Origin of the sequence: Propionivibrio sp. (assembly GCF_047602565.1) — a bacterium.
GTDB lineage: Bacteria > Pseudomonadota > Gammaproteobacteria > Burkholderiales > Rhodocyclaceae > Propionivibrio.
In genome coordinates this window covers 3,200,090-3,226,562 of record NZ_JASGGX010000001.1, presented here as the reverse complement: position 1 = coordinate 3,226,562, position 26,473 = coordinate 3,200,090, and the positions used below count along the sequence as shown (strand labels likewise).

Sequence of the window (26,473 nt, the reverse complement as noted above, 5' to 3'; positions counted from 1 at the left end):
CACAATGTAGTCCAATCGTATTCAAATGTAAACACATGCATTCACACACTTTCGCTCGTCTAGCGGCGCTCCTCCACGAGGACGGTTTCCCCTCCCCCGGCCAGCCCGTAGATCATCGGCTGGTACATGTCCTCGGCGTAGGTCGGCGGCACGACGAAGCTGCCCGGCGTGACGACGCGGACGCGGTAGAACAGGTTCATCTCGCCTTCGGCGCGCACGGCGGCGACGAAGCGGTCGTCGCGGAATTCCTGGTGCTTGATGCGCGTGTCGAGCATCGCCTGGCGCACGTCAACGCCGGCGATCTGCAGGGTGTTCTGCTCGCCCTGCGCGAGATTGGCGTTCTCGATCTCGACGCCCGCCGGCACGTAGTCGACCACGAGCGCGTTGGCGTAGCGTCCGCGCGTCTTGACGTTCACCCGCACGATCAGCGATTCGCCAACCTTCAGCGCGCGCCCGTTCGTGCCGACCGCGAGCGGCCGGCCGTCGGCGGTGTACCACTCGCGCTTCAGGTTGAAGGCGTCGCGCCGGGCTTCGGGCATCCGGGCCGGGTTGCCGCTCAGGTTGAGCTCGACGAACAGGCGTTCCGCGTGCGTGTTCCTGAGCTTCACGCCGGCCGCCAGTTCGCCGGGTGTGAGCGCCGCGAACTGCGTGCCCTTGCCGCCGATCGGCGCGTCGTGGCCCGTGAGTTCCGCCGTCCATGCGCCGGCTTCCTGGCCGGCGAAGCTGCGGCCGAGCAGGAAGACGGCGAGCTTTTCCTGCGTGCTCAGGTAGCGCTTCCGTTCGAGTTCCCCGGCGACCTGGGTGACGAGGTTCTCGCGTCCGTCGGGGTTGAGCCCGTGTTTCTGCAGCAGCACGTAGAACGAGCGCCGCGTCGCGCAGGCCGCTGCCGTAGTCGCCCCACCAGGCATCGTTGAGGCGCGGCTTCTTGAGGCCGGCGTCGATGGTGGTCTGCGCCCGCCCGTCGTCGCCCATCAGCTTGAGCGCGAGGCCGAGGTGCACCAGGCCCAGGCCGGAGTGCGCCCGCTCGCTCGCCTCGGCCATCTGGCGCAGCGTGGACAGCGGCGCCTTGCCCTGGCGCGCCAGCACGTAGGCGCCGTAGGCGAGCACGCCGAAGCGGCCGGAACCGGCATAGCGCCAGTCGTGCCACACGGCGTTCTCGTTGTAGGCGAGCGGCCCGCGCGGCAGGCCGGCGACGCCTTCCTGCAGGCCGCGCAGCAGGAAGTTGAACGGCCTTCTTCTCCATCTCGGCCGGCACCGTGAAGCCCTGCTCGCGCGCATCCAGCAGGAAGTTGGCGACGTAGGCCGAGAGCCAGTACTGGTATTCGGAGACGTTGCCCCACAGGCTGAAGCCGCCGCTCGGCGCCTGCATGCCGGCCAGGCGGCCGATGGCCTTGTCGAGCATCTCGGCCCGCTGCGCCTGCGTGTAGGGCTTGAGGCCGAACTGCCGGGCCGCCGCCTCGTCGATGAACACGTGCGGATAGGCCGTGCTGGTGGTCTGCTCGGTGCAGCCGTACGGATACGTGAGGAGCCCCTGCACGGCGCTGCGCACGTCGATCGGCGCCTTGTCGGAGACCGACAGCGTGGCCAGCGCCGTCTGCCGGAGCAGGCCGGCAAGGTCGGCGTCCCTGACTTCCAGCGTTTCGCCGGGCGCGACGACGTAGCGCTTCAACACCGTCTGGCGCGGCGTCGGCGCCTGCACCTGCAGCGGGAAGGTGCGGTCGAGCTTCAGGCGCGGGCTGTCGATGCTCACCAGCACTTCGGTCGGGCCGCTCGCCGTGCCGGCTTCCAGGGGGACGCGCAGGATGCGCTTCTGCTGGTCCTTGAGCGTGACCTTCTGCTCGCCGTTCCTGATCACCAGCCCGTCGCCGTTGGTGACTTTGATCTTCACCTCCTGCTCCGCGCCGGCGAGGTTCTGCACGTCGAGCGCGAGCAGCGCCGAATCGCCGATCGACAGGAAGCGCGGCGTCGCCAGTTCGACGACGAGCGGCGCGGCGACAGTGACTTCCGCCTCCTGCATGCCGAAGCGCTCGCCGCTGGCGGCCACCGCCATCAGGCGCAGGCTGCCGTTGAAATCCGGCACCGGCAGGGAAATCTCGGCCTCGCCGTTGGCGTCGAGCGCCACCGGGCCGCTGAACAGGTCGACCAGGCGCACCTTCTTCGGCAAGCTCTTGGTCGGCTTCGGCGCGGCGTCGCCGCCCCACTTGAGCTTGCCCTTCTGCCCGGCCATCTTCTCGATCAGACGGCCGTAGACGTCGTACAGGTCGTGTCCGTAGCGCAGCTTGCCGAAGAAGAAGCCGTGCGGGTCGGGGCTGGCGAAGCGGGTGATGTTGAGGATGCCGGCATCGACCGCCGAGAGCGTGACCATCGCGTTCCCGCCCTTGGCCTCGGGAACCTTGACCTTGACCTTGAGCGGCCGGTCGGGCTCCATTTTCTGCGGCGCCTCCAGTTCGACGCCGAGCTTGCGCGCCCCGCGTTCGAGCGGCAGGTAGGCGAGGCCCAGCGCGCGCGCCGGGGTGGCGCCGAGGCCGTTCTTGTCCGCCGCGCCGCCGGGACGCAGCACCATCGCCGTGACGTAGAGGTCGTGGCGCTTCCAGGCCTTGTCGAGCGGAATGTCGATCGTCGTGCCGTCGGCGCCGACGCTCAGCCGTTTCAGCCACAGCACCTTGTCGCCTTCCACCGTAATCAGCGCCTCGCCGGCGTGCGGCGGGGTGATCGTCAGCTTCGCCGTGTCGCCGTCGGCGTAGGCCGGCTTGTCGAGCTTCAGGGCCACGCGGTCGGGGCGCACGCCCTGTGTTTCGTCGTCCTTGGCGGACCAGCCGGCATAGAAACGGAAACGCGCCGTCAGCCCGGTATCGGGATCGAGCACCTCGACGCGGTAGCGGCCGTACTTCACGGGCACGGCGAACTTGCCGCGGCCGCCGGCCGGCACCGCGACCTGCGTGGTCAGCACCAGTTCGTCGGTCTCGGTGAAGCCCGAATGCCAGCCGCGGTTGTCGTCGAAGCGCCAGTAGTAGGCGCGGTTCTCGCGGAACAGGCGCACCGGCAGCGCCTGGCCCGCCTTGAGGCCGGCCGCCGCGTCGGCGCGCACGATCTCGAATTCGGCCGGCGCGCCCTCGCGCGCGTAGGAACCGACGAACAGCGGACGCAGGCCGACCAGCACCGGCGCCGGCCACCAGGTGCGCTCGATGCTGCGCACCACCGGCCGGCCGCCGCTTTCCAGCAGGCTCAGCGTGGCGCGCACGGTAAAGGGCGAGCGGCGCTTGTGCACCGGCGACAGGTCGACGCCGACGCGGGTCTTGCCGTCGTCGCCGAGCGTTTCCTCGTCGAGCTCGACGCGCGAGCGGACGCCGTCCTCGTCGGCGTCGCCGAAGAAGAAGCCGGGCAAGGCCTTGGCCAGCGGATTGCGGTCGGGTTCGGTGTTCACCACGCCGAGCAGGCGGTTGCCGGCGGCCGGCGCGCCGTACAGGTAGGCGCCGGCGACGTCGATTTCCCAGCCCTTCGATCCGGCATCGAGCCGGCCCGCCGCGCTGGACAGGTCGAGCTTCATGCGTTCGGGCAGGAACTCCTCGACGCCCAGGCGCATGACGGTGCTCGCCCGCTTGTCCGCCGGATCGGCGCGCAGTTCGAGGTTCCAGAAGCCGGTCGCCGCGTCGGCGGGCAGTTCGATCGCCTGCCGGTAGTAGCCGGCGAACTTCTCCTGCGCCTGCCAGGTGGCCGTCCATTGCGCCTTGCCGTCGGGGCGGCGCAGCACGGCCTGGATCGGCTGCGCCGATACCGGCATGCCGTCGGCGTCGCGCGCCAGCACCGAGACGTCGAAGCGTTCGCCGGGCCGGTACAGGTTGCGTCCGCTCCAGGCGAACAGGCGCACCGGCGAGGAAGTCAGCCCGCCGATATCGAACTCGGCGAGGTCGAGCGCCGGTTCCTTGAGGGCGATCAGCGACATCTGCTCGCCTTTGCGAGCCATCACCACCTTGGCCTCCGCCGGGCGTTCGGCGAACGCGGCGCGGCCGTCGCGGTCGGTCTCGCCGCGCAGCAGCACCTTGCCGTCGGCGCCGATCCAGTTGACTTCGACGCCGGACACGCCCTTGGCCGAGGTCAGCGAGCTGACGAAGGCGTCGGCGCCCTTGCCGGCGTATTGCCGCACGTGCAGGCCGAGGTCGCTGACGTAGAAGTAGGTGGTCTGGTACTCGCCGCGGAAGCGGTTGGGCTGCGACATCACGGCCACGTAGATGCCCGGCGCCTTGAGCGCCGGCACCGTCTCGACCGGAATGAAGGTGACGCTGCGCCGGTTCGCTTTCGACTCGGTCAGGAAGCGGCCGACGAAGACGCTCTCGGTCATCTTGTTGAACTGGTCGAGCTCCCACGCGCCGACCACGCCCTTGAGGTGCGAATTGCCGTAATAGCCGTCGTCGCCCTCGCCGCTTTCACTCTGCTCATCGTCCGCGGCGCTGGGCGGCCGGACCTTGCCAGCGATGACCCGTTCGAGGAATTTCGGCAGCTGCTCGGGCTTGACCTTGAGGAACTGGATGTCGACTTCCGGCACGTTGACCGTGGTCACCGGCAAACCGCCGTTCTGCGCCGCCGGCAGCACCATGCCGCGGCTGGCGAAGTAGAAGGCCGGCGCCACCGCCGCCGTGCGGATCGAGAAGCGCGCCTCGGCGGCGAGCTGGGCGCCGCCCTTGGCCGGCAGCCCGGCCTGCACGCGCACGACGTAGCGGGTCTGCGGCTTGATGTGCGGGAAGAAGAGCAGGCGCGGGTTCTCGCCGACCACCCAGGCGCCGGGCACCGGCTTGCCGCCGTCGAGCGCCGTGTCCTCGGGCGCGCGGCTGCTGGCGGCGTCGGCCTCGCCGGAGGATGCGTCCTCGTCTTCGTCGTCATGGCGGCGCGGCGCCGTCTGCTGCGCGCCGCTGGCCGGCATTTCGAGCACCTGCAGGAATTTCCCATGGTCGTCCCGTGCATCGAGCGGCAGGCTGAACGAGAGCGCCAGCGCGGGCGAGCCGTCGAGTTCGCGGTGCGCGCCGTCGACCGCCTCGAAGGGCACGCCGGCGCCGGAGAGGCCCTGGTCGTCCGGCGAGGAACCCTGGCGGACGACGAAGAAGACCGCCGCGGCGAGGATGACGGCCAGCGCGACGGCGGCCAGGGCACGGCCTGCAGTCTTGTTCAGGAATGACATGGGAACGCTCCGGCAAAAATGCAGCGGGGATTGTAAATGCCTGGCGTCATTAGCGCCAGCTGAGAATTATTCCCGGGACATCCGGCGGCGCAGGTGCGCGATCCGCCGCCCGGTGAGAAAATGGCGCCCACGCCTTCTTTCCACCTCCGAGGACCCGCGATGACTTTCACCCAAGCCCTTGCCGCCGCCTGGCAAAAGAACGATTCCCTGCTCTGCGTCGGGCTCGATCCCGATCCAGCCAAGTTCCCGGCGCATCTCAAGGGCCGGCCGGACGCCATCTTCGAATTCTGCACGGCGATCGCCGACGCCACCGCCGACCTCGTCTGCTGCTTCAAGCCGCAGATCGCCTATTTCGCCGCGCACGGCGCCGAGGACCAGTTGCAGGCGCTGATCGCGCACATCCACGCCAACCATCCCGACATTCCGGTGATCCTGGACGCCAAGCGCGGCGACATCGGCAGCACGGCCGAGCAGTACGCCAAGGAGATCTTCGAACGCTACGGCGCCGACGCGATCACCGCCAATCCGTACATGGGCAAGGATTCGGTCGAGCCCTACCTGGCCTACTCGGACAAGGGCGTGATCCTGCTCTGCCGCACCTCCAATCCCGGCGGCAGCGACCTGCAGTTCCTCGACGTGGGCGGCGGGAAGAAGCTCTACGAGCACGTGGCCGAGCTCGTGGCCACGAAATGGAACACCACCGGGCAATGCGCGCTGGTGGTCGGCGCCACCTTCCCGGGCGAGATCGCGCGCGTGCGCGAGATCGTCGGGAACCTGCCGCTGCTGGTGCCCGGCATCGGCGCCCAGGGCGGCGACGTGGAGGCGACGGTGCAGGCCGGGCGCACCGCCGCGGGAACCGGGCTGATCATCAACAACTCGCGCGCCGTCCTTTACGCCGGCAAGGGCGAGGACTTCGCGCTGGCGGCGCGCCAGGCCGCGCAAGCCTCGCGCGACCTGATCAACCGTTACCGCTGATCCGCACCGGGGCGCCGCGCTCCGCCGAGTCGTACAGCGCGCGCACCAGCGCCACCGCGTTGCGCGCGGCGCGGCCGCCGATCGGCATCGGCGCGCCGCCGCGCAGGGCGATCACCATCTGCTCGATCTGCCGCTGGTGCCCCGCGAAGCCAATGATGTTGGACGCGCCGGCGCCGGTGCGCGCCGTGTTCTGCGCCGCCCGGGCGAGGATTTCGGCGTCCTCCGGCCGCGCGTCGCGGAAGTCCCAGCGCACGACCTGCTCGTCCTCCAGCGCCACCGAGCCGGACTCGCCGCAGATCTCGATGCGCCGCTCCCAGCCGGGCCACGCGGCGGTCGTCGCCTCGATCGAACCCATGGCGCCGTCGGGGAAGCGCAGCGTGGCGCAGGCGGTGTCCTCGGCCTCGATGCCGGAATGTACCCGCCGCGTCTTCCAGGCGAAGATTTCTGACGGCATGCCGGCCAGCCACTGCAGCAGGTCGATGGCGTGGATCGACTGGTTGATCACCGCGCCGCCGCCGTCGATCGCCAGCGTGCCCTTCCAGCCGCTGTAGTACGACGCGGCACGGTGCCATTTGATGTAGGCGCTGCACAGGCACAGCCGCCCGAAGCGGCCAGCCTCCAGCGCGGCCTTGACCGCCTGCGCGCCTTCGGTGAAGCGCGCCTGGAAGATGCATTCGACGGCGACGCCCGCGGCGTCAGCCGCGTCGAGCAGGGTGTCGGCGCGTTCGAGGTCGATTTCGAGCGGCTTTTCGACGAGCAGGTGCTTGCCGGCGCGGATCGCCTGCAAGGTGGGTTCCAGATGCAGGCCGCTGGGCGTGAGGATGCACGCCACGTGGATGTCCGGGCGGGCGAAGAAGGACTCCGGATCGTCCGAGGCCACCGGCAGGCCGTACTTGTCGGCGAACTCGCGCGCCTTCGCCGCACTGCGGCCAAGTACCCCGACCAGTTGGAGATCGTACTGCCGGGCCAGTGCAAGGATGGCCTGGGCGTGGTTGTGGGCGATGACGCCGGTGCCGACGAGTCCGAACCCGAGGGTTCCCGAAAGTGGTTTCATGATGCGCGCTCCTGCTGGCTGTGCGGCCGAAATGGCCGACGAGGGGCCGATCGTAGTGTCCCGCCGCCGCCTTGGCAAGACGCGATTTCTGCCCGGAAAGGCCGTCGATCCTGTAGACTTGTCCGGGTTCCCGAACGAATTCCAATAATTTTTTGGCGTGGTCACCTGACCACGCGGATTTCCCGCCTCTTATGGAACTCGCGCTGCGCATCATCGGCATCATCACCCCGGTGCTGATCATCTCCGCCATGGGCTATGCCTACGCCCGCCTGCAGAAGCCGGACATGACCTGGATCAACCGGCTGAGCACCGATCTCCTGTATCCGCTGCTGATCTACACCGCGATGGCGTCGAAGGACTTCAACATCCGCGGCTTCCTACCGCTGATCGGCGGCGGCATACTGGTGCTCGTCGGCTCCGGCCTGATCGCCTGGGGCGCCGCGCGGCTGCTCGACTACAATCCGCGCGCCTTCGTCCCGTCGATGATGTTCACCAACGTCGCCAACATGGGCCTGCCGCTCACGCTGCTGGCCTTCGGCCCGGAAATGCTGCCGGCCGCCGTCGCGCTGTTCATGACCTTCAGCCTGGCGCATTTCACCTTCGGCATCCGCATCTGCGCGCCCGACGTGAGCGTGAAAGGCATCCTGCGCGGACCGATGCTGTGGGCGATGATCGGCGGCGTGGTGTCCAGCCTGGTCGGCTTTACCCTGCCCGAGTGGCTGGCCTCCAGCACCCGGCTGCTCGGCGACGCGGCCATCCCGCTCGGCCTGTTCACCGTCGGCGTCGGCTTCGCCAGTTTCAAGGTCGAGCGCTGGAGCATCGGGCTGGTCGGTGCCGTGCTGTGCCCGCTTTCCGGGCTGGTCGTCGCCTGGCCGCTGGTGCGTCTGCTGCCGCTGTCGCCGCAGCTGCAGGGCGTGCTGCTGCTCTACGCGGCGCTGCCGCCGGCGGTGATGAACTACATCTTCGCCGACCGCTACCAACAGGAACCGGGGCTGGTGTCCGCGATCGTCGTGGTGGGCAACATCGCCTCGATCTTCTTCGTGCCCTTGTCCCTGTATCTCGCGTTCTGAACCGAAAGGCGCTTCCCATGAAAGAACTTCGCTTCCACGGCCAATCCATCGTCACCGGGCGCGGCTCGCTGGCCTGCCTGCGCTCCCTGCCCGCGAAACGCGCGTTCATCGTCACCGGCGGCAAATCGATGTTCGCCAACGGCACGATCGGCAGGATCGAAGCCCTGCTGGCCGAGGCCGGCGCCACCTGCTGCGTGCACGGCGGCGTGCCGGCCAATCCCTGGCCGGCCGTGGTCTACCGGGGCGTCGCCGCGATGCGCGAATTCCGCCCCGACACGGTGATCGGCGTCGGCGGCGGCGCGGCGCTCGATGCCGCCAAGCTGATGGCTTTGTTCTACGCGCATCCCGGCCTCGGCATCGAGGCGGCGTTCAAGGCCGGACTGCCGCAGGAGCGGCCGGGCATCCGCCTGGTCTGCATCCCCAGCACCTCCGGCACGGCCTCGGAGGTGACGCAGTTCGCCGTGCTCACCTTCCCCGAGGAAAATCTCAAGATCGGCGGCAAGACGCCGGCACTGATTCCCGACATGGCGATCCTCGACGCCGAGATCACGCTGTCGATGCCGCGCCACGTCGCCGCCGAGACGGGCATCGACGCGCTCACCCACGCCATCGAGTGCTTCACCAACCCGGGCGTGGAGGAGTTCTCCAGCAGTCTGGCGGCCGGCGCGGTCGAGGGGCTTTTCGCGCATCTCGAAGCGTCGGTGGTCAACGGCGACATCGATTCGCGCGAGAAGGTGCACCATTTCCAATGCATGGCCGGCTGCGCCTTCTCCAACATCGGCACGGGCATGGACCACGGCATCGCGCACGCCTTCGGCGGGCGCTTCGATCTCGGCCACGGCCTGCTCAACGCCGTCGCGCTGCCGCACGTGATCCGCTTCAACAGCCGCGACGCCTGGGCCAGGGAGCGCTACGCTTACCTCGCCCGCCGCATCGGCACGGACGATCTGGCCAGGGCCGTGCTCGCGCTCAACCGGGCGATCGGCATCCCCGACGCCTTCTCGAAGATCGGCGTGCCGGCCGACGCGTTCGAGGCGGAATTCGACACCCTGGTCGAAAACTCGCTCAAGGGAGCGACCCGCTTCAACCCGACGCCGGTGTCGGCTGCGGACATGCGCGGGCTGCTGCGCGACGTGTTCACCGGCAAGGCGCTGTAGCGCCCGCCGAGACTGATGCTTTCCAGCGACGGGCTCCCGACGCCGGCGCGCTATTACGCGATGACGGTGGTCATCCTCGGCACCGCCATGTCGGTGCTGGACGGCACCATCGTGAACCTCGCCCTGCCGCAGATCACCCGCGATCTCCAGGCCAGCGCCGCGCAAGCCATCTGGGTGATCAACGCCTACCAGATCGCCATCCTGGCGTTCCTGCTGCCGTGCGCCGCGCTGGGCGACCTCATCGGATACCGGCGCGTCTACCTGAGCGGGCTGTTGCTGTTCACGCTGGCCTCGCTCGGCTGCGCCTTCGCCCCCTCGCTCTCCGCGCTGACGGCGACGCGCACCATCCAGGGACTGGGCGCGGCGGGCATCATGTCGGTCAGCGCGGCGCTGATCCGCCTGATCTATCCCAAGGACCAGCTCGGGCGCGGCGTGGCGATCAACTCGATGGCCGTCGCCGCCTCCTCGGTCGCCGGCCCCTCGTTCGCTGCGGGCATACTCTCCGTCGCCTCGTGGCCGTGGCTGTTCGCCGTCAACCTGCCGCTGGGCATCGTCGTGCTCGTCCTGGGATACCGCTCGCTGCCGCGCAATCCGCAGGGCAACGGCAAGACGAGGCTGTCGTGGATCGACGTGCTGCTCAACGCCCTGATGTTCTCCCTGATTTTCCTGGGCGTGGACACCCTCGGCGCGCGCGGGTCGCTGGCGGCGGGAACGTCGATCTCGGGCGCCGGCCTGCTGCTCCTCGGCATCGCCGTCGGCATCCTCTACCTGCGGCGGCAGGCGCGGCAGCCGCTCCCGGTGTTTCCCGTCGACCTGATGCGCATCCCGGTATTCGCGCTGTCCATGTGCACCTCGGTGACGGCGTTCACCGCTCAGATGCTGTCCTACGTCGCCCTGCCGTTTCTCCTGCTCGATGCCTACGGACGCACGCCCCTGCAGGCCGGCGCGCTGATCACCGCCTGGCCGCTGGCGATCGTCGCCATCGCGCCGCTGGTCGGCCGCACCATCGGCCGCATCCCCGACGGAACGCTCGGCGGCGTCGGCCTCGGCGTCCTGTCGCTCGGGCTGGCGCTGGTCGCCCTGCTGCCGGGCGCGCCGGCGGACGCCGACATCGTCTGGCGCCTCGTCGTCTGCGGCATCGGCTTCGGCCTCTTCCAGTCCCCGAACAACCACACCATCGTCACCTCGGCGCCGATGCACCGTTCCGGCGGCGCCAGCGGCATGCTCGGCACCGCCCGCCTGACCGGCCAGACGCTCGGCGCCGTCATCGTCGCCATCATCTTCAGCCTCGCCGACCCCCACAACGGACAGGGCCCGACCATCGCCCTGGGACTGGCCGCCGGCTTCGCCGCGATCGCCGGCGTTTTCAGCACCATGCGCCTGCGCACGGCACCGGAGTCGCGGCCGGACGCCGGCAAGAACGACACTTTGCTGGACTAGAAAACGACGAGGGCCTGACCTTTCGGTCAAGCCCTCAAGATTCTCTGGTGGCCAGTCGCGGAATCGAACCACGGACACGCGGATTTTCAATCCGCTGCTCTACCAACTGAGCTAACTGGCCAAAGAAGCTGCGCATTATAGCGAGCCGTTCTGTTTACGTCAAAAATTCGCAACTTCCGGCGATCCATCCAAAGCGACCGCGCGAAGACAAAATGAATAGAAAAAGCCCCGCATGGAACATCATGCGGGGCTCTCCTGAAACAGGCGCGAATCGGCGAGAGTTTCAGCTCCCGCCGCCGGGCATTACATCATGTCCATACCGCCCATGCCGCCCATTCCACCCATGCCGCCAGGCATGGCCGGGGCCGGCTTGTCTTCGACCAGCTCGGCGACCATGCAGTCGGTCGTGAGCATCAGGCCGGCGATCGAAGCGGCGTTCTGCAGCGCGGTGCGGGTGACCTTGGTCGGATCGAGGACGCCCATCTCGACCATGTCGCCGTACTCGCCGGTCGAGGCATTGAAGCCGAAGTTGCCCTTGCCGTTGACCACGGCATTGACCACGACGGACGGCTCGTCGCCGGCATTGGCGACGATTTCACGCAGCGGCTGCTCGATGGCGCGCAGGACGATCTTGATGCCGGCTTCCTGGTCGTGGTTGTCGGCCTTCAGATCGCCGATGGCGGCACGGGCGCGCAGCAACGCGACGCCACCGCCGGCCACGATGCCTTCCTCGACGGCGGCACGGGTGGCGTGCAGCGCGTCTTCGACGCGGGCCTTCTTCTCCTTCATTTCGACTTCGGTGGCCGCGCCGACCTTGATCAGGGCGACGCCGCCGGCCAGCTTGGCGACACGTTCCTGCAGCTTTTCCTTGTCGTAGTCGGAGGTCGACTCTTCGATCTGCAGACGGATCTGCTTGACGCGCGCTTCGATGTTGGCGGCGGCGCCGGCGCCGTCGATGATCGTGGTGTTTTCCTTGCCGACTTCGATGCGCTTGGCCTGGCCGAGCTCGGCCAGCGTCGCCTTCTCGAGGGTCAGGCCGACTTCTTCGGCGATGACTTGGCCGCCCGTCAGGACGGCGATGTCTTCCAGCATGGCCTTGCGGCGGTCGCCGAAGCCCGGGGCCTTGACCGCGCAGGTCTTCAGGATGCCGCGGATGTTGTTGACCACCAGGGTCGCCAGCGCTTCGCCTTCGACGTCCTCAGCGACGATCAGCAGCGGACGGCTGGCCTTGGCGACTTGTTCGAGCACCGGCAGGAGGTCGCGGATGTTCGAGATCTTCTTGTCGAACAGCAGGACGTACGGATTTTCCAGGATGGCGATCTGCTTGTCCGGGTTGTTGATGAAGTACGGCGAGAGGTAGCCGCGGTCGAACTGCATGCCTTCGACGACTTCGAGTTCATTGTTCAGCGACTTGCCGTCCTCGACGGTGATGACGCCTTCCTTGCCGACCTTTTCCATGGCCTCGGCGATGATGTCGCCGATCGAGGAGTCGGAGTTGGCCGAGATCGAGCCGACCTGGGCGATTTCCTTGCTCGTCGAGCAGGGCTTGGACAGCGTCTTCAGCGCATCGACGGTGGCGGCGACGGCCTTGTCGATGCCGCGCTTCAGATCCATCGGGTTCATGCCGGCGGCCACGTACTTCATTCCTTCGCGCACGATCGACTGGGCCAGCACGGTGGCGGTGGTCGTTCCGTCGCCGGCGATGTCGGAGGTCTTGGAAGCGACTTCCTTGACCATCTGCGCGCCCATGTTCATGAACTTGTCCTTCAGTTCGATTTCCTTGGCGACCGAGACACCGTCCTTGGTCACGGTCGGCGCGCCGAAGGAACGCTCGAGCACCACGTTGCGGCCCTTCGGGCCGAGGGTGACCTTGACCGCGTCAGCCAGGATGTTCACGCCCTCGACCATGCGGGTGCGCGCGGAATCGCCGAATTTAACGTCTTTTGCTGCCATTGGAATACTCCTGAGAATTCGATGTTGGAATGGATTGGGTTAAGACACTCGAGGTTTTTCTGGCGGCGTGCGCTCAGCCCTCGACCACACCCATGATGTCTTCCTCGCGCATGACGAGCAGTTCCTCGCCGTCGACCTTGACGGTCTGGCCGGCATACTTGCCGAACAGGATGCGGTCACCGGCCTTGACGTCCATTGCGACATGCTTGCCGTTTTCATCGCGCTTGCCGGGGCCGACCGCGATCACCTGACCCTGATCGGGCTTTTCCGCGGCATTGTCGGGGATGACGATTCCGGAAGCGGTCTTGCGCTCCTCTTCGAGGCGCTTGACGATCACGCGATCATGCAAAGGACGGATTTTCATGCATTTTCTCCTTGGTTAAAGCACTGGGTTTTTCAACAAACCGCCAACAATCCACCTGGCGGCCGGCGTACCGGCGCGTCGAATTATTAGCACTCACAGAAGTCGAGTGCTAATAATAGGGGCGTGCCCCTCAGTTTTCAAGGGCACGGAAATAAAAATCCTCGGCCGGAATCATCGCTCTTGAAAAAAAGGGGAGGCCGCCCCATACTTGGGCCATGGTTGTAATTCCGGCAAACTGGAGACGTTCTGGACGCGGGTTCGACTCCCGCCACCTCCACCCAAGCGTATTCGGCCGGAGTGCGTTCGGGTGGGGGTGTATTGGTTTCGACAGGGCGGGTGAAGGTGCGCAGGCAACCCGAGAGGCGACGGACGTAATCCGCGCAAATCCATAAACGCCAACGATGAGCGTTTTGCAATGGCCGCTTAAGGCCGCTGCCGAGGCTGCTTGAGCCTTGTCACCAAAGAAAAGCCGGCGGGGACTTCGGTCCCCGTCGTCATTTGCGGCGTCCGACGGGCGCCGTGTCAGGCGTGCGCCACTTTGTCGAGTAGCATCTGGACGGCCTTGTCCGGATCGGCTTCCTCGGTTACGAAGGGCTTGATGCCGCCGCGCTGCAGGCGCTGGTAGAGGAACGGGCTCATGCCGGCGGTGATCATCACATGCACGTCGTCCAGCGGGTGATCGTCCCCCAGCTGCGAGGAATGCAGCGTCTGCTCCAGCGTCAGTTCGCGCAGCGTCTTGTTGTCGATCCTGTTTCCGCGGATTTCGTATACCCAGAATTTGCGGCAACGGCCCGCATGATCGGTGATCGTCCTGCGGTTCTGGCTGCTGACGGCGATCCGCAGCGCATCCGCCCGCATTTTCCGGGAAATAGCGTCCTGAGGCCGGTCGTGACCGCCGCACCCGCAGCCGCCTTCCTTGTGTTCGTGCTCTTCGCCATGTTTTTTCCCACCGCAACCGCCCTTGCCGTCGCAGCCGTGACCGCCGCCGCCGCAGCCCCCGGCGGCATGCCCGCCGCTGTGGCCGCAGCCGCCCGCCGGCGCGGCGGCGGGATTGGCGATTTCGAATTCGGCGATCGCCTCGCCCGCCGTGGCGGCGTCGGTGCCGAACGCCACGATGCCCTTTTCGACCAGGGCGTCCTTGGTGGCCTTGTCGACGCTGCCGCACAGGACGGCATCGAACTGCGGCACCTCGGCCGGGCCGTCCAGGTGTTCGCGCAGCGCGACATGCCGGATGTCACGGGTGTCGGTATCGAAAAAAAGCAGATGCTCGGCGTTGGGCAGGTGCGGTTCGACGCACGAGTCGAGGCCGTTGGGAATGCGTACGGGGATGCAAAGCTTCATGACTGTTCATTGTCCTTTCAAAGCGTGTCCTGGGAATCGGCGGGCATTTCGGGAGGATTCATCGCCGCGGCGGCCTTGTCCTCGATGCGCAGCGCCTTGCCTTCCAGGATCGCCCGCGCAACCTTCTCGTGCGCGCGGGCGACGATGGCGCCGAGCGTCTGGCGGGAAACGCCCATCCGCTCGGCGGCCTCGGCCTGGTAGAGGCCGTTAACGTCGGTCAGGCGCATGGCCTCGACCTCGTCCAGCGCCAGCTCGATTTCCTCCAGCGCGCACAAGGGGATGCCCTGGGGCTTGAAATAGCGGGCGGGCACGTCGCAGTCGACCCGCCGGCATTTGAGAGGTCTCGCCATCGTTCCTATCGTCGCCGCGTCTCATCGCAAAGCGCGCACTCTAGCATATTTATTGGCATATGCCCATAAATATCCGCTTATGCTGCCTGCGGAAACTGGTACGATGCGGCCATGATCGTCACCAACAAGAACCATGAAACGGCAATCGTCGTCCGGCGCGACGGAGTGAACGTAAGCTTCGTCCGATTGAAGGCCGGAAAACTGGGGTGCGAGCGGATGGACGAAACGTCGTTTCGGGAGAACTGGCACGAGTCTCCCTATCCGCTGCCGGACACCATCGAGCGTTTTCTCGAACATGGCCGCATCCACGGCGCCACGCAGGAAGCGATCAAGGGGCTGACCCGGCTGCAGGAGCGCGACCGGGCGGTGATAGCCAACCTGTTCTAGGACTGCCCGGTCTACCAGCCGGCGATCGCCGCCATCTCGTCGTCGATGACGCAGGCGGGGCGGACGACGCCGATGCGGTAGGTCTGCGTGGCGATCCGGCAGAGTTCGGCGCCGGCGAGATCGATGTCGTTCACTTGCGACAGGTCGATCTCGTCCACGCCGACCTTGATCAGGCCGTGCATGAAGTCGTTGCGCAGGCACCCGTTCAAGCCGCCGGCCACGCGCATCACGCGCCGCCCCTGGAACTCGTTCAGGCTGAGGACGGAGGCCTTGCCGCAGGCCAGGGCGCGGGCGATCTCGTCCTTCAGCAGCTGTTCGCTGACCGGGCCGGGCTGGAAGCGGGCGCAATAGAGGTCGCCCACGCGGCTCACGGCGACCGCGGAAATGTCGATCAGGACGGAACCGAAGACGGAAAACTCGCAACCCAAGGCCTGGCCGACCTGCAGCGGCAATTCGGTACGCACCATCAAGCCGCCGAGCGAGAGGTTTTCCAGCCGACCGAGCCCGGTGCTGCCCGCCTGCCCCAGGCGGACGAGCGGCTGCACATTGAACCGGACGCGCTGGTGCCGACGCTGTTCCTTCATGATCTGGCCTTGTCTTGCGGGATTGCTGCTCTATGATGGCGGGGCTTGCCATCATACATCCAACGCCACGCATGACAACAACTGGCATCCGCCTTCGGGCCCGGCGCATCGCGGCCGGTTTTTCGCGTTTCGTTCTTCTCGGCGCCCTCGCCGTCGCCCAGGCCGCGCTGGCCGGCGGGTTGCCCGCGCCGGTGGCCGGCGCGCTCAAGGAGGCGGGCATTCCGGCGCAGAACGTCGCCGTGCTGGTGCGCGGCACGGGCGGGGAGCCGCCGCTGCTCAGCCACAACGCGCGCGAGCCGATGAACCCGGCCTCGGTCATGAAGCTGCTGACCACCTACGCCGCCCTGGAAATCCTGGGACCGGCCTACACCTGGAAGACCGAGGCGCTGGCCGACCGCCCGCCCGCCGACGGACGGCTGGACGGCGACCTGTATCTGCGCGGCAGCGGCGACCCGCGCCTGGCGCTGGAACAGTTCTGGCTGCTGCTGCGCCAGCTGCGCACGCGGGGCGTGAGCGAGATCGGCGGCGATCTGGTGCTCGACCGCGGCGCGTTCGCGCTGCCGCCGCACGATCCGGCGGAGTTCGACAACGAGCCGCTGCGCCCGTACAACGCCGGTCCGGACGCGCTGCTGGTCAACCTGAAAAGCCTGAGCTTCACCCTGCACCCGGACGCGGAGAACGCGCGCATCGAGGTCTGGCCCGAGACGCCGGGCGCCGATCAGTTCGTGCGCAACCAGTTGACGCCGGGCAGCGGCGCGTGCAGCGACTGGCGCGAACGGCTGCGGATCGACCAGGAAGGCGAGGTCGTCGTGCTGCGCGGCGCCTACCCGGCCAGTTGCGGGGACAAGTCGCTGAATCTGTCGCCGTGGAGCGCCGACGCGCAGGTCGAACGGCTGTTCCGTGCGCTCTGGCGGGAACTGGGCGGCACGCTGCGCGGGCACGTCCGCGCCGGGCCGGCGCCGGCCGGCGCCCGCGTGCTGGCCGCGCACGAATCCCCGGCGCTCGGCGAGATCGTCCGCGAGATCAACAAGTTCAGCAACAACGTGATGGCCCGGCAAGTGTTCCTGACGCTCGATCCCGCCCGTCCGGCCACGCCCGCCGGGGCGCAGCGCGCAGTGCGCGCCTGGCTGTCCGGCAAGGGGCTGGGCCTGCCGGAACTGGTGCTCGACAACGGCTCCGGCCTGTCGCGCAAGGAGCGCGTTTCCGCGGAAAGCCTGGCGCGCCTGCTGCTCGCCGCGTGGCAGAGCCCGGTGATGCCGGAGCTGATGAGTTCGCTGCCGCTGGCCGGCGTTGACGGGACGCTGCGCAAACGCATGACCGGCGGCGCGGCGACCGGCCGCGCCCATCTGAAGACCGGCTATCTGGAGAACGTGCGCACGCTGGCCGGCTACGTGCTCGACAACGGCGGCAGGCGCTGGATCGTCGTATTCCTGATCAACGATCCCCGCGCGCGCCTGGGCAAGCCGGCCATGGACGCCCTGCTGCAGTGGCTGACCGAGCGCGGGGACGCCAGGGAGGGATGATCAGTCGCGCGCGGCGGCGCGCACGAAACGCTCGAACGCCTCGGCCGGCATCGGCCGGCCGTACAGGAAGCCCTGGCCTTCGTTGCAGCCCCGGCTTTGCAGGAACGCGGCCTGCGCCGGCGTTTCCACGCCCTCGGCGATGGTCTGCAGGCGCAGGCTCCGGGCCAGGCCGATGATGGCCTCGACGATGGCCTCGTCTTCCGGGTCGCGCGCGATGTCGCGCACGAAGGACTGGTCGATCTTCAGCCGGTACACCTTGAAGCGCTTCAGGTAGTTGAGCGACGAATAACCGGTGCCGAAATCGTCGATCGACACGCGCACGCCGCGGGAATACAGGGCGTTCAGGATTTCGACGGCTTCCTTCGGGTTCTCCATGGCCGCGCCCTCGGTCAGCTCAAGTTCCAGCAGTTCGGGCGGCAGTTCGGCTTCGGCAAGAACCTGGGACACCAGGTCCGGCAACCGGGCCTGCCGGAACTGGATGGCCGACAGGTTGACCGCCATCACCATCGCGGGCAAGCCCCGGTCGAGCCAGTCGCGCAGCTGGTTCACCGCGGAGCGCAGCACCCATTCGCCGATCGGCAGGATCATGCCGCTGTCCTCCGCCACCGGGATGAAATCGCCGGGCGGCACGTCGCCCAGTTCCGGATGGCGCCAGCGCAGGAGCGCCTCGACGCCGATCACCCGGCCGCTGTCCAGCGCGATCTGCGGCTGGAAGACGAGCGACAGCTGATCGCGCTCCAGCGCCTTGCGCAAGGCGTTCTCGACGCGCAGCAGGCGGTCCGAGCTTTCCTGCATTTCGCGGGTGAAGAAGCAGAAGGTCTGGCGGCCGCTGCGCTTGGCCCGGTACATCGCGGTATCGGCGCACTTGGAGAGCGCCTCGTAGGTCTCCCCGTCGGCCGGGTACATGGCGATGCCCAGCGACGGCGTGACCGACAGTTCGTATTGTTCGATCCGGTACGGCAGCGACAGCTCCTTGAGCACCTTGCCGGCCACGTGCACCGCGCCGTTGGCGTCGGCGCCCGGCAGCACCAGGATGAACTCGTCGCCGCCCAGGCGCGATACGGTGTCTTCCTCGCGCAGCAGTTCCTTGAGCCGGTTGGCGACCTGGATCAGCAGTTCGTCGCCGATCCGGTGTCCGAGCGAGTCGTTGACGTTCTTGAAGCGGTCGAGATCGAGGAAGATCAGCGCCAGCGGCTCGCCGCAGCGGTCCATCCGGTGCAGGGCCAGGCCGACGCGGTCCGCCAGCAGCATGCGATTGGGCAGGCCGGTCAGGGAATCGTAGTGCGCGAGCCGCTGGATGTGCTCCTGGCTGGCCTTGCTTTCGGAGATGTCGTTGAAGGTGCCGATGTAATGCGAGGTACGGCCGGTCTCGTCGACCACGCGGCTGACCGACAGGTACTGCGGATAAACGTCGCCGTCCTTGCGCCGGTTCCAGATTTCGCCCTGCCAGAACCCGCCGGTATTGATCACGCTCCACAGCGTCCGGTAGAACTCGCGGTCGTGCCGGCCCGACGACAGGAAGCGCGGATTCCGGCCGATCACCTCCTCCTGGGCATACCCGGTGATGGCCTCGAAGGCCCGGTTGACCATCACGATGTTCCCCAGGTCGTCGGTGATCATGACACCCTCGCCGCCCTGCTCGAAGACCTTGGCGGCCAGCCGCAGCTGCTCTTCGGCGTGCATCCGTTCGGTCAGGTCGGTCATCATGCAGTGCGTGCGCAGGAACCGTCCGTCCTTGTCGCGCGAGACCAGCCCATTGACCATCATCAGGCAGTGCCGGCCGTCCTTTTTCACGAATTCGAGCATCAGGCCGTCGATGCGGCCGCGCCGGCGGAACTGCGGGAATTCCTCGCGGAAGGTGGCGAGCGAGGCCTCGCTCATGAACTCGCCGACGAAGCGGCCGATCACCTCCGCCCCGGTCCGTCCGAACAGTTTCAGCCAGGCTTCGTTCACTTCGAGCAGGTTGCCGTCGGCATCCAGCGACTGGTAGGCGAGCGGCGCCTTCTCGTAGAGATTGCGGAAACGGCTCTCGCTCTCGCGCAGCGCCGCCTCCATGCGTACGCGCTCGCTCTCCCGGGCAAACAGATCGAGGGCGAAGCTGATGTCCAGGGCCATCTCGGTCAACAGCCTGCCGATCTCGTCGTCGAACGCCTCGGTTTCGTCGGCCAGCAGCGCCAGGCTGCCGACGACTTTGCCGCCGCACAGCAAGGGCACGGCGGCGGCGCCCCGCCAGCCGGCCTGGACCGCCCGGTCGCGCCACGGCGCGGTGCGCGGATCGTTCAGGTAATCCTGCACCACGGACAGCCGCCGCTCGCGTATCGCCGTGCCCATGGCGCCGAGCCCATGCGGCGAAGCCGCGTCGATCGAGATCGTCACGCCCTGCAGATACTCCGTGCCCTGGCCATGGCTGGCCACCGGCACGACGCAGCGCGCGTCCTCGTCCACCCGGCCGATCCAGGCCATCCTCATGCCGCCGTACTGGACGGCGAAGCGGCAGATCTGCGGGAACAACTCCTCCTCGCTGGAGCAGCGCACGATGGCCTGATTGCACTCGCTCAAGGCGGCGTACATGTGGGTCAGCCGATCGAGGCGACGCTGCGCCTCCTGGCGCGCCCGCTCGCGCGAGAAATTGGTCAAGGCGAAGCCGATGTCCTCGGCCATCTCGCACAGCAGCCTGCGCTGCTCGTCGTCGAACGGGCCGTGCTCGCCGCGATAGAGCATGAACGCGCCGACGATTTCGCCATCCCGCCTGAGCGGCAGCGCGCACGAGGAGCGATAGCCGGTTTTCTCGGCCATCGAACGCCACGGAGCGGTCACCGGCGAATTCAGGAAATCGTCGATCCACACCGGCCGCTGCTCACGCACCGCCGTTCCCGCCGAGCCCCCGCCGAACGGACTCTGCACGTCGCACGACACTTCGGCGCTTTCCAGCCAGGAGGTATCCTCGCCATACGCGGCGACCGGCCGCACCCGTTGCGTGCTCCCGTCGATCATGCCGATCCACGCCATCTTCATGCCGCCGAACTCGACGGCGGCCCGGCAGACGCGCGGAAACAGTTCCTCCTCGTCGAGCGAACGCACGATCGACTGGTTGCACTCGCTCAGCGCGGCATAGAGCTGCGTCAGCCGGCGGATGCGCTCCTCGGCGCGCTTGCGCTCGCTGATGTCCTGGACCATGGACAGCAGGTACTCGGGCGATCCGTCCGGGCGCCGCACGCAGCGCACTTCGAGGTTCACATGCACCGCCGAACCGTCCTGGCGGAGGAAACGCTTGTCCAGCGTGAAGCCGTCCGATTCGCCGCGCCGGACGCGCTCGTTCTCGGCTTCGCCGGCCGCCATGTCGTCGGGATGGGTCAGGTCACGCCAGGACAGGCCGAGGAGCTCTTCGCGCGCATAGCCCATGATTTCGCAGAAGCGATCGTTGCACCTCAGCCAGCGTTCGGTTGCCGGCGACGACATCGAGATGCCGATGAACGGCAGGTCGTAGAACTGGCGCATCAGCTGCGTTGACTGCGCCAGGATTTCGAGCTGGTGGGTGCGCGCGCGCTGCCGCCAGAACACGACCATGACCGCGCCGACCACGGAAATGGCCAGCAGGGTGATCAGCCCCACCCAGAACGCCAGGTCGTAGAGGGGACGCATCACCTCGGCGCGGTCGAGCTTCACCGCCACGGTCCAGGGCGTTCCCTCGATCGGCCGGAACACCGCCAGCGCCGGCACGCCCCGCTCGTCCAGCCCCTGCGCCTGCCAGCCGTTCTCGCCGGCGCCGACGGCGTGGAAGAACAGGGAATCCGCGCCCGGCACCAGGCGCCGCGCGCCATCGCCCTTTTCGTCCTGCTGCGGCGCGTCGATGAACGAGATGGAATCGCCCTCGCGGCGCAGCAGCAGGGTTTCACCGGAAACGTGGGCCGTCGGCCAATGCCGCAGATAGGGAAACAGAAAGCGTTCGGGGCTGTCGCGCAGGATCACGGCGCCGGCCGGCCGGCGCCGGCCGCCCTCGTTCTGGAACAGGGGGACGACCAGATCGAAATGCGGCCGCCCCTCCGCGTCGCTGATCACGTCGGAAAACAGCGGCTGCCCGCCGGCCAAGGCCTGGGGCAGCAGGGCCAGCGTTTCCGGCAGGGCGGTATAGCCGCCGATGACGATCCAGGGTTTCCCGGCCGGGTCGACCCAGGCCGCCGTGTCGTAGCGCAAGCCCACGATCAGCGCCGCCAGATCGGCGCTCGCGTCCTCTTCCAGCGGTTGGCCGCGGCCGCGCCGCGGCGCGGCCACGGCCATGATCACCTCGCCGTCGTTGTAGCGTTCCTTCAGCCAGCGCCGGATCTGCACCACTTTCAGGTCGGCGATCGCGGCCAGGTTGGAAAACGCCTCGCGCTCGACCTGCGGCAGCTGGATCTTGACCACCATCAATCCGGCCAGCGGCACGGTACCCAGCAGCACCACGCTGGCGAGGATTCGCCAAGGCCAGGCGATGGCCCCGTCCGCCGCCAAGTCCCCGGCGGGGGAAGCCTTTTTCTGCCATTGCCGGAGAATCGCGTAGAGCACGCCGCTGGTCACCAGCACGAACAGCAGACCCTTGCCCAGCTCGATCCGCTGCTGCAGGACCGGATCGCTGACGCCCATCGTCAGCACCGCGCCGGAGGCGAGAATCCAGACGACGGCCAGCGCCGCGTAAAGCAACGCCACGCTCCCCGGCGAAAACAGGCGGCCGCCCGATCCCTGATTCACTCGCTCATTCATGGTCGTGGAATCGCCAACGAAACCCCTCCGATCCTGACGCGCCGCGCCAGGCGGCTGTGCGACGCCCGGCCGCCGATCGCCGGCGGGCGGACGTGTACCTCAATTCAGCGGCGAGCGACCCTGGAAAGTCCGCTACAGCCCGAGATCATGCCACAAGGAATCGACTCTCCGCTTGACCGCGGCGTCCATGGCGATGGGACGTCCCCATTCCCGCATCGTTTCTCCGGGCCACTTGCCGGTGGCGTCGATGCCCATCTTGCTGCCGAGGCCGGCCACCGGGCTGGCGAAATCGAGATAGTCGATCGGCGTGTTCTCGGCGATCAGCGTATCGCGCGCCGCGTCGACACGCGTGGTCATCGCCCAGATCACTTCCTTCCAGTCGCGCACGTCGACGTCGTCGTCGACCACGATGATGAACTTGGTGTACATAAACTGGCGCAGGAAGCTCCATATCCCGAACATCACCCGCCGGGCGTGCCCCGGGTACTGCTTGCGGATGCTCACCACCGCCAGGCGGTACGAGCAGCCTTCCGGCGGCAGGTAGAAGTTGACGATTTCGGGATATTGCTTCTGCAGCAGCGGCACGAAGACTTCGTTGAGCGCCACCGCCAGCATCGCGGGCTCGTCGGGCGGCTTGCCGGTGTAGGTGCTGTGGTAGATCGGATTGCGGCGCATGGCGATGCGCTCGATGGTGAACACCGGAAAGGTCGCCTGTTCGTTGTAGTAGCCGGTGTGATCGCCGTACGGCCCTTCCAGCGCCGTTTCGCCCGGATCGACGTGGCCTTCGAGCACGATCTCCGCCGACGCCGGCACCTGCAGGTCGGCCTTGGCCTGCGCCGGCCCCAGGCATTTCACCAGTTCGGTCTTCCGGCCCCGCAGCAGGCCGGCGAACTGGTATTCGGAAAGGTTGTCGGGCACCGGCGTCACCGCGCCGAGGATCGTCGCCGGGTCGCAGCCGAGCACCACGGCCACCGGAAACGGCTGGCCGGGATGAGCCAGGCAGTGGTCGCGGAAGTCGAGCGCGCCGCCGCGATGCGCCAGCCAGCGCATGATCACCTTGTTCGGCCCGATCACCTGCTGGCGGTAGATGCCCAGGTTCTGCCGCGGCTTGGCCGGCCCGCGCGTCACCGTCAGGCCCCAGGTGATCAGCGGCGCCACGTCGCCCGGCCAGCAATGCTGGATCGGCAGCCGCGCGAGATCCACGTCGCTTCCTTCCCAGACGATCTCCTGGCACGGCGCCGAGGACACCACTTTCGGCGACATGTTGAGCACCTGCCGGAGCACCGGCAGCTTCTCCCAGGCGTCCTTGAGGCCCTTCGGCGGTTCGGGCTCCTTGAGGTAGGCGAGCAGCGTGCCGACCTCGCGCAGGGCCTCGACCGATTCCTGCCCCATGCCCAGCGCCACGCGGCGCGGCGTGCCGAACAGGTTGCCGAGGACCGGCATCGCGTGGCCCCTGGGCTTCTCGAACAGGACGGCCGGGCCGCCGGCGCGCAGCACGCGGTCGCAGATCTCAGTCATTTCCAGGCGGGGGTCGATCTCGGCATGGACGCGCTTGAGTTCGCCCATGGTTTCCAGTTGCGCGATGAAGTCGCGAAGATCGTGATAGTTCATGGCTGTGCGTGGTGGTGGAGGTAAAGGCGTTCCGGATTATAGGCTTCCCATAACCCTTCTCTATTGATGGAATTGCCCCTTTTGATTGGACTTATTTCCGCCAGCCTATAAACTTCAGGCATGGTTCCCATCCAAGGGACACCGGACTTTCCGCAACGACTCAGGAGATTCACAAATGAAAGGGAAAAAAATGGACGTGAGCAAGATCGACATCGGCATTTCCGAGAAGGACCGCACCGCCATCGCCAAGGGGCTGTCGAAGCTGCTGGCCGACAGTTTCACGCTGTACCTGATGACCCACAACTTCCACTGGAACGTCACCGGGCCGATGTTCAACACGCTGCACACTATGTTCATGGACCAGTACACCGAGCAGTGGAACGCGCTGGACACCATCGCCGAACGCATCCGCGCGCTCGGCGTGGTCGCCCCCGGCAGCTACGAGGACTACGAGAAGCTCACCACCATCGCCGCCGTCAAGGGCAAGCCGAAGGCGCTGGAGATGGTCGCCCTGCTCGTCGCCGGCCAGGAAGCCACCGCCCGCACCGCGCGCGACCTGCTGCCGCTGGTCACCGAAGCCAACGACCAGCCGACCACCGACCTGCTCACCCAGCGCCTCGACATTCACGAAAAAACCGCGTGGATGCTGCGCAGCCTGCTGGAGGAATGAGCGGAGATCACGCCACGGCGATGTGACAGCAACGCCCGCCGCCCGGCGGGCGTTGCGTTTTCAGCGCGCGCCGCGCAGAAGGAAATCGGCGACGATGCCGGCGAAGATGCTGGCGCCGACCCAGTTGTTGTGCAGGAAGGCCTTGAAGCAGCGGGCCGGCTCGCGCTCGCGGATCAGCACGTAGTGGTAGACGGCCAGCGCCGCCGCGCCGCCCAGCCCGGCGTAGAACGGCCAGCGCGCCTGCATCTGGTAGCCCACCCAGGCGATCAGCGCGAAGGTCATGGCGTAGCAGAACATCACCGCGGCCACGTCGAAACGGCCGAAGGTGATCGCCGACGTCTTGATGCCGATCTTGAGGTCGTCGGCGCGATCGACCATGGCGTACTCGGTATCGTAGGCCATCGCCCAGAACACGTTGGCCAGCAGCAGCACCCAGGCCGTCAAGGGAATCGTGTCGAGCTGCGCGGCGTAGGCCATCGGGATGCCGAAACCGAACGCCACGCCTAGATAAGCCTGCGGCACGGCGAAGAAGCGCTTGGTGAGCGGGTAGCTGGCGGCCAGGAACAGGGCGGCCACGGACAAGGCGATGACGTACCCGCTGCGCAGCGGCAGGATCAGGCAGAAGGCACAGGCCGACAGCCCGAAAAAGAGCAGCAGCGCCTCGCGCACCGACACCGCTCCGGTGGCCAGCGGCCGGTTCCGCGTGCGCTCGACGTGCGGATCGAACTCGCGGTCGGCCACGTCGTTGATCACGCATCCCGCCGAGCGCATCAGCACCGTGCCCAGCACGAAGATCCACACCACGGCCCAGTTCGGCGTCCCCCACGCGGACAGCCAGAGCGCCCAGAGCGTCGGCCAGAGCAGCAGCAGGATGCCGATCGGCTTGTCCAGCCGCATTAATCGCTCGTAGTTATCAAGCTTTTCGCGAAGTAAAGCTATATTTGTCACGACCTTGTCACAGAAACGAAAAAAACATCAGCACTGTCAGAATACGGGCAGCTTACCAGCCCCAGTTCAGATCGTGCGCAAGTACGATCTGAGCTTGTCGCTCACAAACGGTCGTACGTGATATGCGTACCGTCCGTCACGGAGCGCAGCACGAATTTCCCAGCCGCTAATTCGAACAGCCTGAAACAATCAGAGAACGCACGGTAAACCATAAAGTGCCCAGTGGATGTCCTCATACAAACTTGATCTTCATTACCCTTAATCCAGTAGGTCCCGGTGAACCCTCCTCCGGTGCTGACTCCGTTCAGGAAAACGCTGCCATTCGGTCTGAAATCGATTTTCAGTTTCTCTATCGTCGAGCTACTTCCGATCACGGGGCCCCAGCCGACGAAATGGTTTCGCAATTCTTCGCCGGCAATCTGACGCCCCTGAGATGGGCCTGAAGTCCCGCCATATTGCGGCCGTGGTGCGGCCGCTTTGGCCTGCTCTTCAGCCCTGAACTTGTCCAGAGCCACCCGGGCGCGCATCGGAACATCCCGTATCCATTCAGCAGGATGGGCAAAATTCAGATTTTGTGCATTTCTCTGGATCAGACTGGTAATACCGATAAGCCGGCCATCCTGATCGAACAAGCCCCCGCCGCTTGAACCGGGAGAAATCGGGACACTGATTTGGATATCTCGTATTTCACGCCCCTCATCTCGATTGAGCGATGAAACCAGTCCATCACTGAGAGTCAGTTCGTACCCAAGCGGGGCGCCAATGGCGTATACCCTTTGCCCGACCCGGACTGAATCAAGCGGAGCAACCGTCACCGGTGGTGCATTAAGCCCCCGGGCCCGAAGGATGCAGAGGTCACGCTCAACATCTGCATGCGCCAGACGCGCACTGTGCAGCGTGTTATCCCGCTTGACGTTGATCGATTTAGTCTTTCTTAAGACATGGCAATTGGTAACCAGCTCTTCCGGAGCAATCACCACGGCACTGGCACTTCCTATCATTGCCCCTGCTCCGTCATATACAAGCACAACCCATACACTGGGCGAGACCTTCTCATACAGTTTGTCAGGTTCAAGTGCATGCAAACTTCCGGAAACCCATAGAAGCACAACAAAAACAATGCTGCGAATCAT

At 66.9% G+C, this 26,473-nt stretch carries 19 protein-coding genes, 1 tRNA gene and 1 other RNA gene; 8 read left to right on the top strand and 13 right to left on the bottom strand.

Going from position 1 to position 26,473, the window contains the following annotated elements; translation table 11 throughout:
* Positions 1-59: 59 nt before the first annotated feature.
* Positions 60-854 carry a hypothetical protein gene (locus QM701_RS15270; RefSeq protein WP_415167881.1) on the bottom strand — a complete coding sequence of 265 codons (795 nt, stop codon included), beginning with the start codon at positions 852-854 and terminating at the stop codon, positions 60-62.
* Positions 764-5,173 carry an MG2 domain-containing protein gene (locus tag QM701_RS15265; RefSeq protein WP_415167880.1) on the bottom strand — a complete coding sequence of 1,470 codons (4,410 nt, stop codon included), beginning with the start codon at positions 5,171-5,173 and terminating at the stop codon, positions 764-766. The genes QM701_RS15270 and QM701_RS15265 overlap by 91 nt, the downstream gene beginning before the upstream one ends.
* A gap of 159 nt (positions 5,174-5,332) precedes the next feature.
* Here QM701_RS15265 and pyrF point away from each other — a divergent pair, with 159 nt between their 5' ends.
* Complete coding sequence (gene pyrF / locus QM701_RS15260; protein ID WP_415167879.1) at positions 5,333-6,148, top strand: orotidine-5'-phosphate decarboxylase; 816 nt, start codon at positions 5,333-5,335, stop codon at positions 6,146-6,148.
* Here the strand turns inward: pyrF and QM701_RS15255 are convergent.
* The gene (locus tag QM701_RS15255) at positions 6,132-7,202 is read right to left on the bottom strand and encodes a Gfo/Idh/MocA family protein (protein WP_415167878.1); all 1,071 of its coding nucleotides are present in this window, start codon (positions 7,200-7,202) and stop codon (positions 6,132-6,134) included. The genes pyrF and QM701_RS15255 overlap by 17 nt on opposite strands.
* Before the next feature lie 191 nt (positions 7,203-7,393).
* Between QM701_RS15255 and QM701_RS15250 the strand changes: the two genes are divergently transcribed.
* From QM701_RS15250 to QM701_RS15240, 3 genes are read left to right on the top strand one after another with little or no spacing between them, the layout of a single operon-like run.
* A complete protein-coding gene (locus QM701_RS15250; RefSeq protein WP_415167877.1) occupies positions 7,394-8,272 on the top strand; it encodes an AEC family transporter in 879 nt (292 codons plus the stop codon).
* A gap of 17 nt (positions 8,273-8,289) precedes the next feature.
* Entirely contained in the window at positions 8,290-9,429 is a 1,140-nt protein-coding gene (locus tag QM701_RS15245) for an iron-containing alcohol dehydrogenase (RefSeq protein WP_415167876.1), read from the top strand.
* Between the two features lie 15 nt (positions 9,430-9,444).
* Positions 9,445-10,869 (top strand): MFS transporter, encoded by a 1,425-nt coding sequence (locus QM701_RS15240; protein WP_415167875.1) that lies wholly within the window; start codon positions 9,445-9,447, stop codon positions 10,867-10,869.
* Positions 10,870-10,914: 45 nt separating this feature from the next.
* Here QM701_RS15240 and QM701_RS15235 read toward each other — a convergent pair.
* The 3 genes from QM701_RS15235 to groES all read right to left on the bottom strand — a co-directional run bounded on the left by QM701_RS15235 (position 10,915) and on the right by groES (position 13,186).
* A tRNA-Phe gene (locus QM701_RS15235) sits at positions 10,915-10,990 on the bottom strand.
* A gap of 182 nt (positions 10,991-11,172) precedes the next feature.
* Complete coding sequence (gene groL / locus QM701_RS15230) at positions 11,173-12,822, bottom strand: chaperonin GroEL (protein ID WP_415167874.1); 1,650 nt, start codon at positions 12,820-12,822, stop codon at positions 11,173-11,175.
* Positions 12,823-12,895: 73 nt separating this feature from the next.
* Positions 12,896-13,186, bottom strand: coding sequence for a co-chaperone GroES (gene groES / locus QM701_RS15225; RefSeq protein WP_415167873.1), 291 nt, complete (start codon positions 13,184-13,186; stop codon positions 12,896-12,898).
* 166 nt (positions 13,187-13,352) lie between these two features.
* On the opposite strand from groES, the gene ssrA reads away from it, so the two are divergent.
* Positions 13,353-13,683, top strand: a transfer-messenger RNA (tmRNA) gene (gene ssrA / locus QM701_RS15220).
* A gap of 25 nt (positions 13,684-13,708) precedes the next feature.
* Here the strand turns inward: ssrA and QM701_RS15215 are convergent.
* Both QM701_RS15215 and QM701_RS15210 read right to left on the bottom strand, forming a co-directional pair.
* On the bottom strand, positions 13,709-14,527 hold the full coding sequence (locus tag QM701_RS15215) for a NifB/NifX family molybdenum-iron cluster-binding protein (RefSeq protein ID WP_415167872.1): 819 nt from the start codon (positions 14,525-14,527) through the stop codon (positions 13,709-13,711).
* A gap of 17 nt (positions 14,528-14,544) precedes the next feature.
* Positions 14,545-14,877, bottom strand: coding sequence for a DUF134 domain-containing protein (locus QM701_RS15210; protein ID WP_415167871.1), 333 nt, complete (start codon positions 14,875-14,877; stop codon positions 14,545-14,547).
* 111 nt (positions 14,878-14,988) lie between these two features.
* Here QM701_RS15210 and QM701_RS15205 point away from each other — a divergent pair, with 111 nt between their 5' ends.
* Positions 14,989-15,264: a hypothetical protein gene (locus QM701_RS15205; protein WP_415167870.1), complete on the top strand. Its 276-nt coding sequence runs from the start codon at positions 14,989-14,991 to the stop codon at positions 15,262-15,264.
* An 11-nt stretch (positions 15,265-15,275) separates the two neighbouring features.
* On the opposite strand, the gene QM701_RS15200 is transcribed toward QM701_RS15205, so the two are convergent.
* Positions 15,276-15,848 (bottom strand): PilZ domain-containing protein, encoded by a 573-nt coding sequence (locus QM701_RS15200; RefSeq protein WP_415167869.1) that lies wholly within the window; start codon positions 15,846-15,848, stop codon positions 15,276-15,278.
* 71 nt (positions 15,849-15,919) lie between these two features.
* Here QM701_RS15200 and dacB point away from each other — a divergent pair, with 71 nt between their 5' ends.
* Positions 15,920-17,371 carry a D-alanyl-D-alanine carboxypeptidase/D-alanyl-D-alanine-endopeptidase gene (gene dacB, locus QM701_RS15195; protein ID WP_415167868.1) on the top strand — a complete coding sequence of 484 codons (1,452 nt, stop codon included), beginning with the start codon at positions 15,920-15,922 and terminating at the stop codon, positions 17,369-17,371.
* On the opposite strand, the gene QM701_RS15190 is transcribed toward dacB, so the two are convergent.
* Both QM701_RS15190 and ubiD read right to left on the bottom strand, forming a co-directional pair.
* Positions 17,372-22,111 (bottom strand): EAL domain-containing protein, encoded by a 4,740-nt coding sequence (locus QM701_RS15190; RefSeq protein ID WP_415167867.1) that lies wholly within the window; start codon positions 22,109-22,111, stop codon positions 17,372-17,374.
* A gap of 132 nt (positions 22,112-22,243) precedes the next feature.
* On the bottom strand, positions 22,244-23,722 hold the full coding sequence (gene ubiD / locus QM701_RS15185; RefSeq protein ID WP_415167866.1) for a 4-hydroxy-3-polyprenylbenzoate decarboxylase: 1,479 nt from the start codon (positions 23,720-23,722) through the stop codon (positions 22,244-22,246).
* Between the two features lie 175 nt (positions 23,723-23,897).
* On the opposite strand from ubiD, the gene QM701_RS15180 reads away from it, so the two are divergent.
* A complete protein-coding gene (locus QM701_RS15180; protein ID WP_415167865.1) occupies positions 23,898-24,392 on the top strand; it encodes a Dps family protein in 495 nt (164 codons plus the stop codon).
* A 60-nt stretch (positions 24,393-24,452) separates the two neighbouring features.
* Here QM701_RS15180 and ubiA read toward each other — a convergent pair whose 3' ends face one another.
* Positions 24,453-25,340: a 4-hydroxybenzoate octaprenyltransferase gene (ubiA, locus tag QM701_RS15175; protein ID WP_415167864.1), complete on the bottom strand. Its 888-nt coding sequence runs from the start codon at positions 25,338-25,340 to the stop codon at positions 24,453-24,455.
* A 101-nt stretch (positions 25,341-25,441) separates the two neighbouring features.
* On the bottom strand, positions 25,442-26,473 hold the full coding sequence (locus tag QM701_RS15170) for a S1C family serine protease (RefSeq protein ID WP_415167863.1): 1,032 nt from the start codon (positions 26,471-26,473) through the stop codon (positions 25,442-25,444).

Coding starts and splice junctions, on each gene's coding strand:
- groES (WP_415167873.1), bottom strand. CDS start 13,186: ATGAAAATCCGTCCTTTGCATGATCGCGTGATCGTCAAGCGCCTCGAA.
- QM701_RS15200 (WP_415167869.1), bottom strand. CDS start 15,848: ATGAAGGAACAGCGTCGGCACCAGCGCGTCCGGTTCAATGTGCAGCCG.
- QM701_RS15190 (WP_415167867.1), bottom strand. CDS start 22,111: ATGAATGAGCGAGTGAATCAGGGATCGGGCGGCCGCCTGTTTTCGCCG.
- QM701_RS15180 (WP_415167865.1), top strand. CDS start 23,898: ATGAAAGGGAAAAAAATGGACGTGAGCAAGATCGACATCGGCATTTCC.
- groL (WP_415167874.1), bottom strand. CDS start 12,822: ATGGCAGCAAAAGACGTTAAATTCGGCGATTCCGCGCGCACCCGCATG.
- QM701_RS15215 (WP_415167872.1), bottom strand. CDS start 14,527: ATGAAGCTTTGCATCCCCGTACGCATTCCCAACGGCCTCGACTCGTGC.
- ubiD (WP_415167866.1), bottom strand. CDS start 23,722: ATGAACTATCACGATCTTCGCGACTTCATCGCGCAACTGGAAACCATG.
- QM701_RS15205 (WP_415167870.1), top strand. CDS start 14,989: ATGATCGTCACCAACAAGAACCATGAAACGGCAATCGTCGTCCGGCGC.
- QM701_RS15265 (WP_415167880.1), bottom strand. CDS start 5,173: ATGTCATTCCTGAACAAGACTGCAGGCCGTGCCCTGGCCGCCGTCGCG.
- pyrF (WP_415167879.1), top strand. CDS start 5,333: ATGACTTTCACCCAAGCCCTTGCCGCCGCCTGGCAAAAGAACGATTCC.
- QM701_RS15245 (WP_415167876.1), top strand. CDS start 8,290: ATGAAAGAACTTCGCTTCCACGGCCAATCCATCGTCACCGGGCGCGGC.
- dacB (WP_415167868.1), top strand. CDS start 15,920: ATGACAACAACTGGCATCCGCCTTCGGGCCCGGCGCATCGCGGCCGGT.
- QM701_RS15240 (WP_415167875.1), top strand. CDS start 9,445: ATGCTTTCCAGCGACGGGCTCCCGACGCCGGCGCGCTATTACGCGATG.
- QM701_RS15210 (WP_415167871.1), bottom strand. CDS start 14,877: ATGGCGAGACCTCTCAAATGCCGGCGGGTCGACTGCGACGTGCCCGCC.
- QM701_RS15255 (WP_415167878.1), bottom strand. CDS start 7,202: ATGAAACCACTTTCGGGAACCCTCGGGTTCGGACTCGTCGGCACCGGC.
- QM701_RS15170 (WP_415167863.1), bottom strand. CDS start 26,473: ATGATTCGCAGCATTGTTTTTGTTGTGCTTCTATGGGTTTCCGGAAGT.
- QM701_RS15250 (WP_415167877.1), top strand. CDS start 7,394: ATGGAACTCGCGCTGCGCATCATCGGCATCATCACCCCGGTGCTGATC.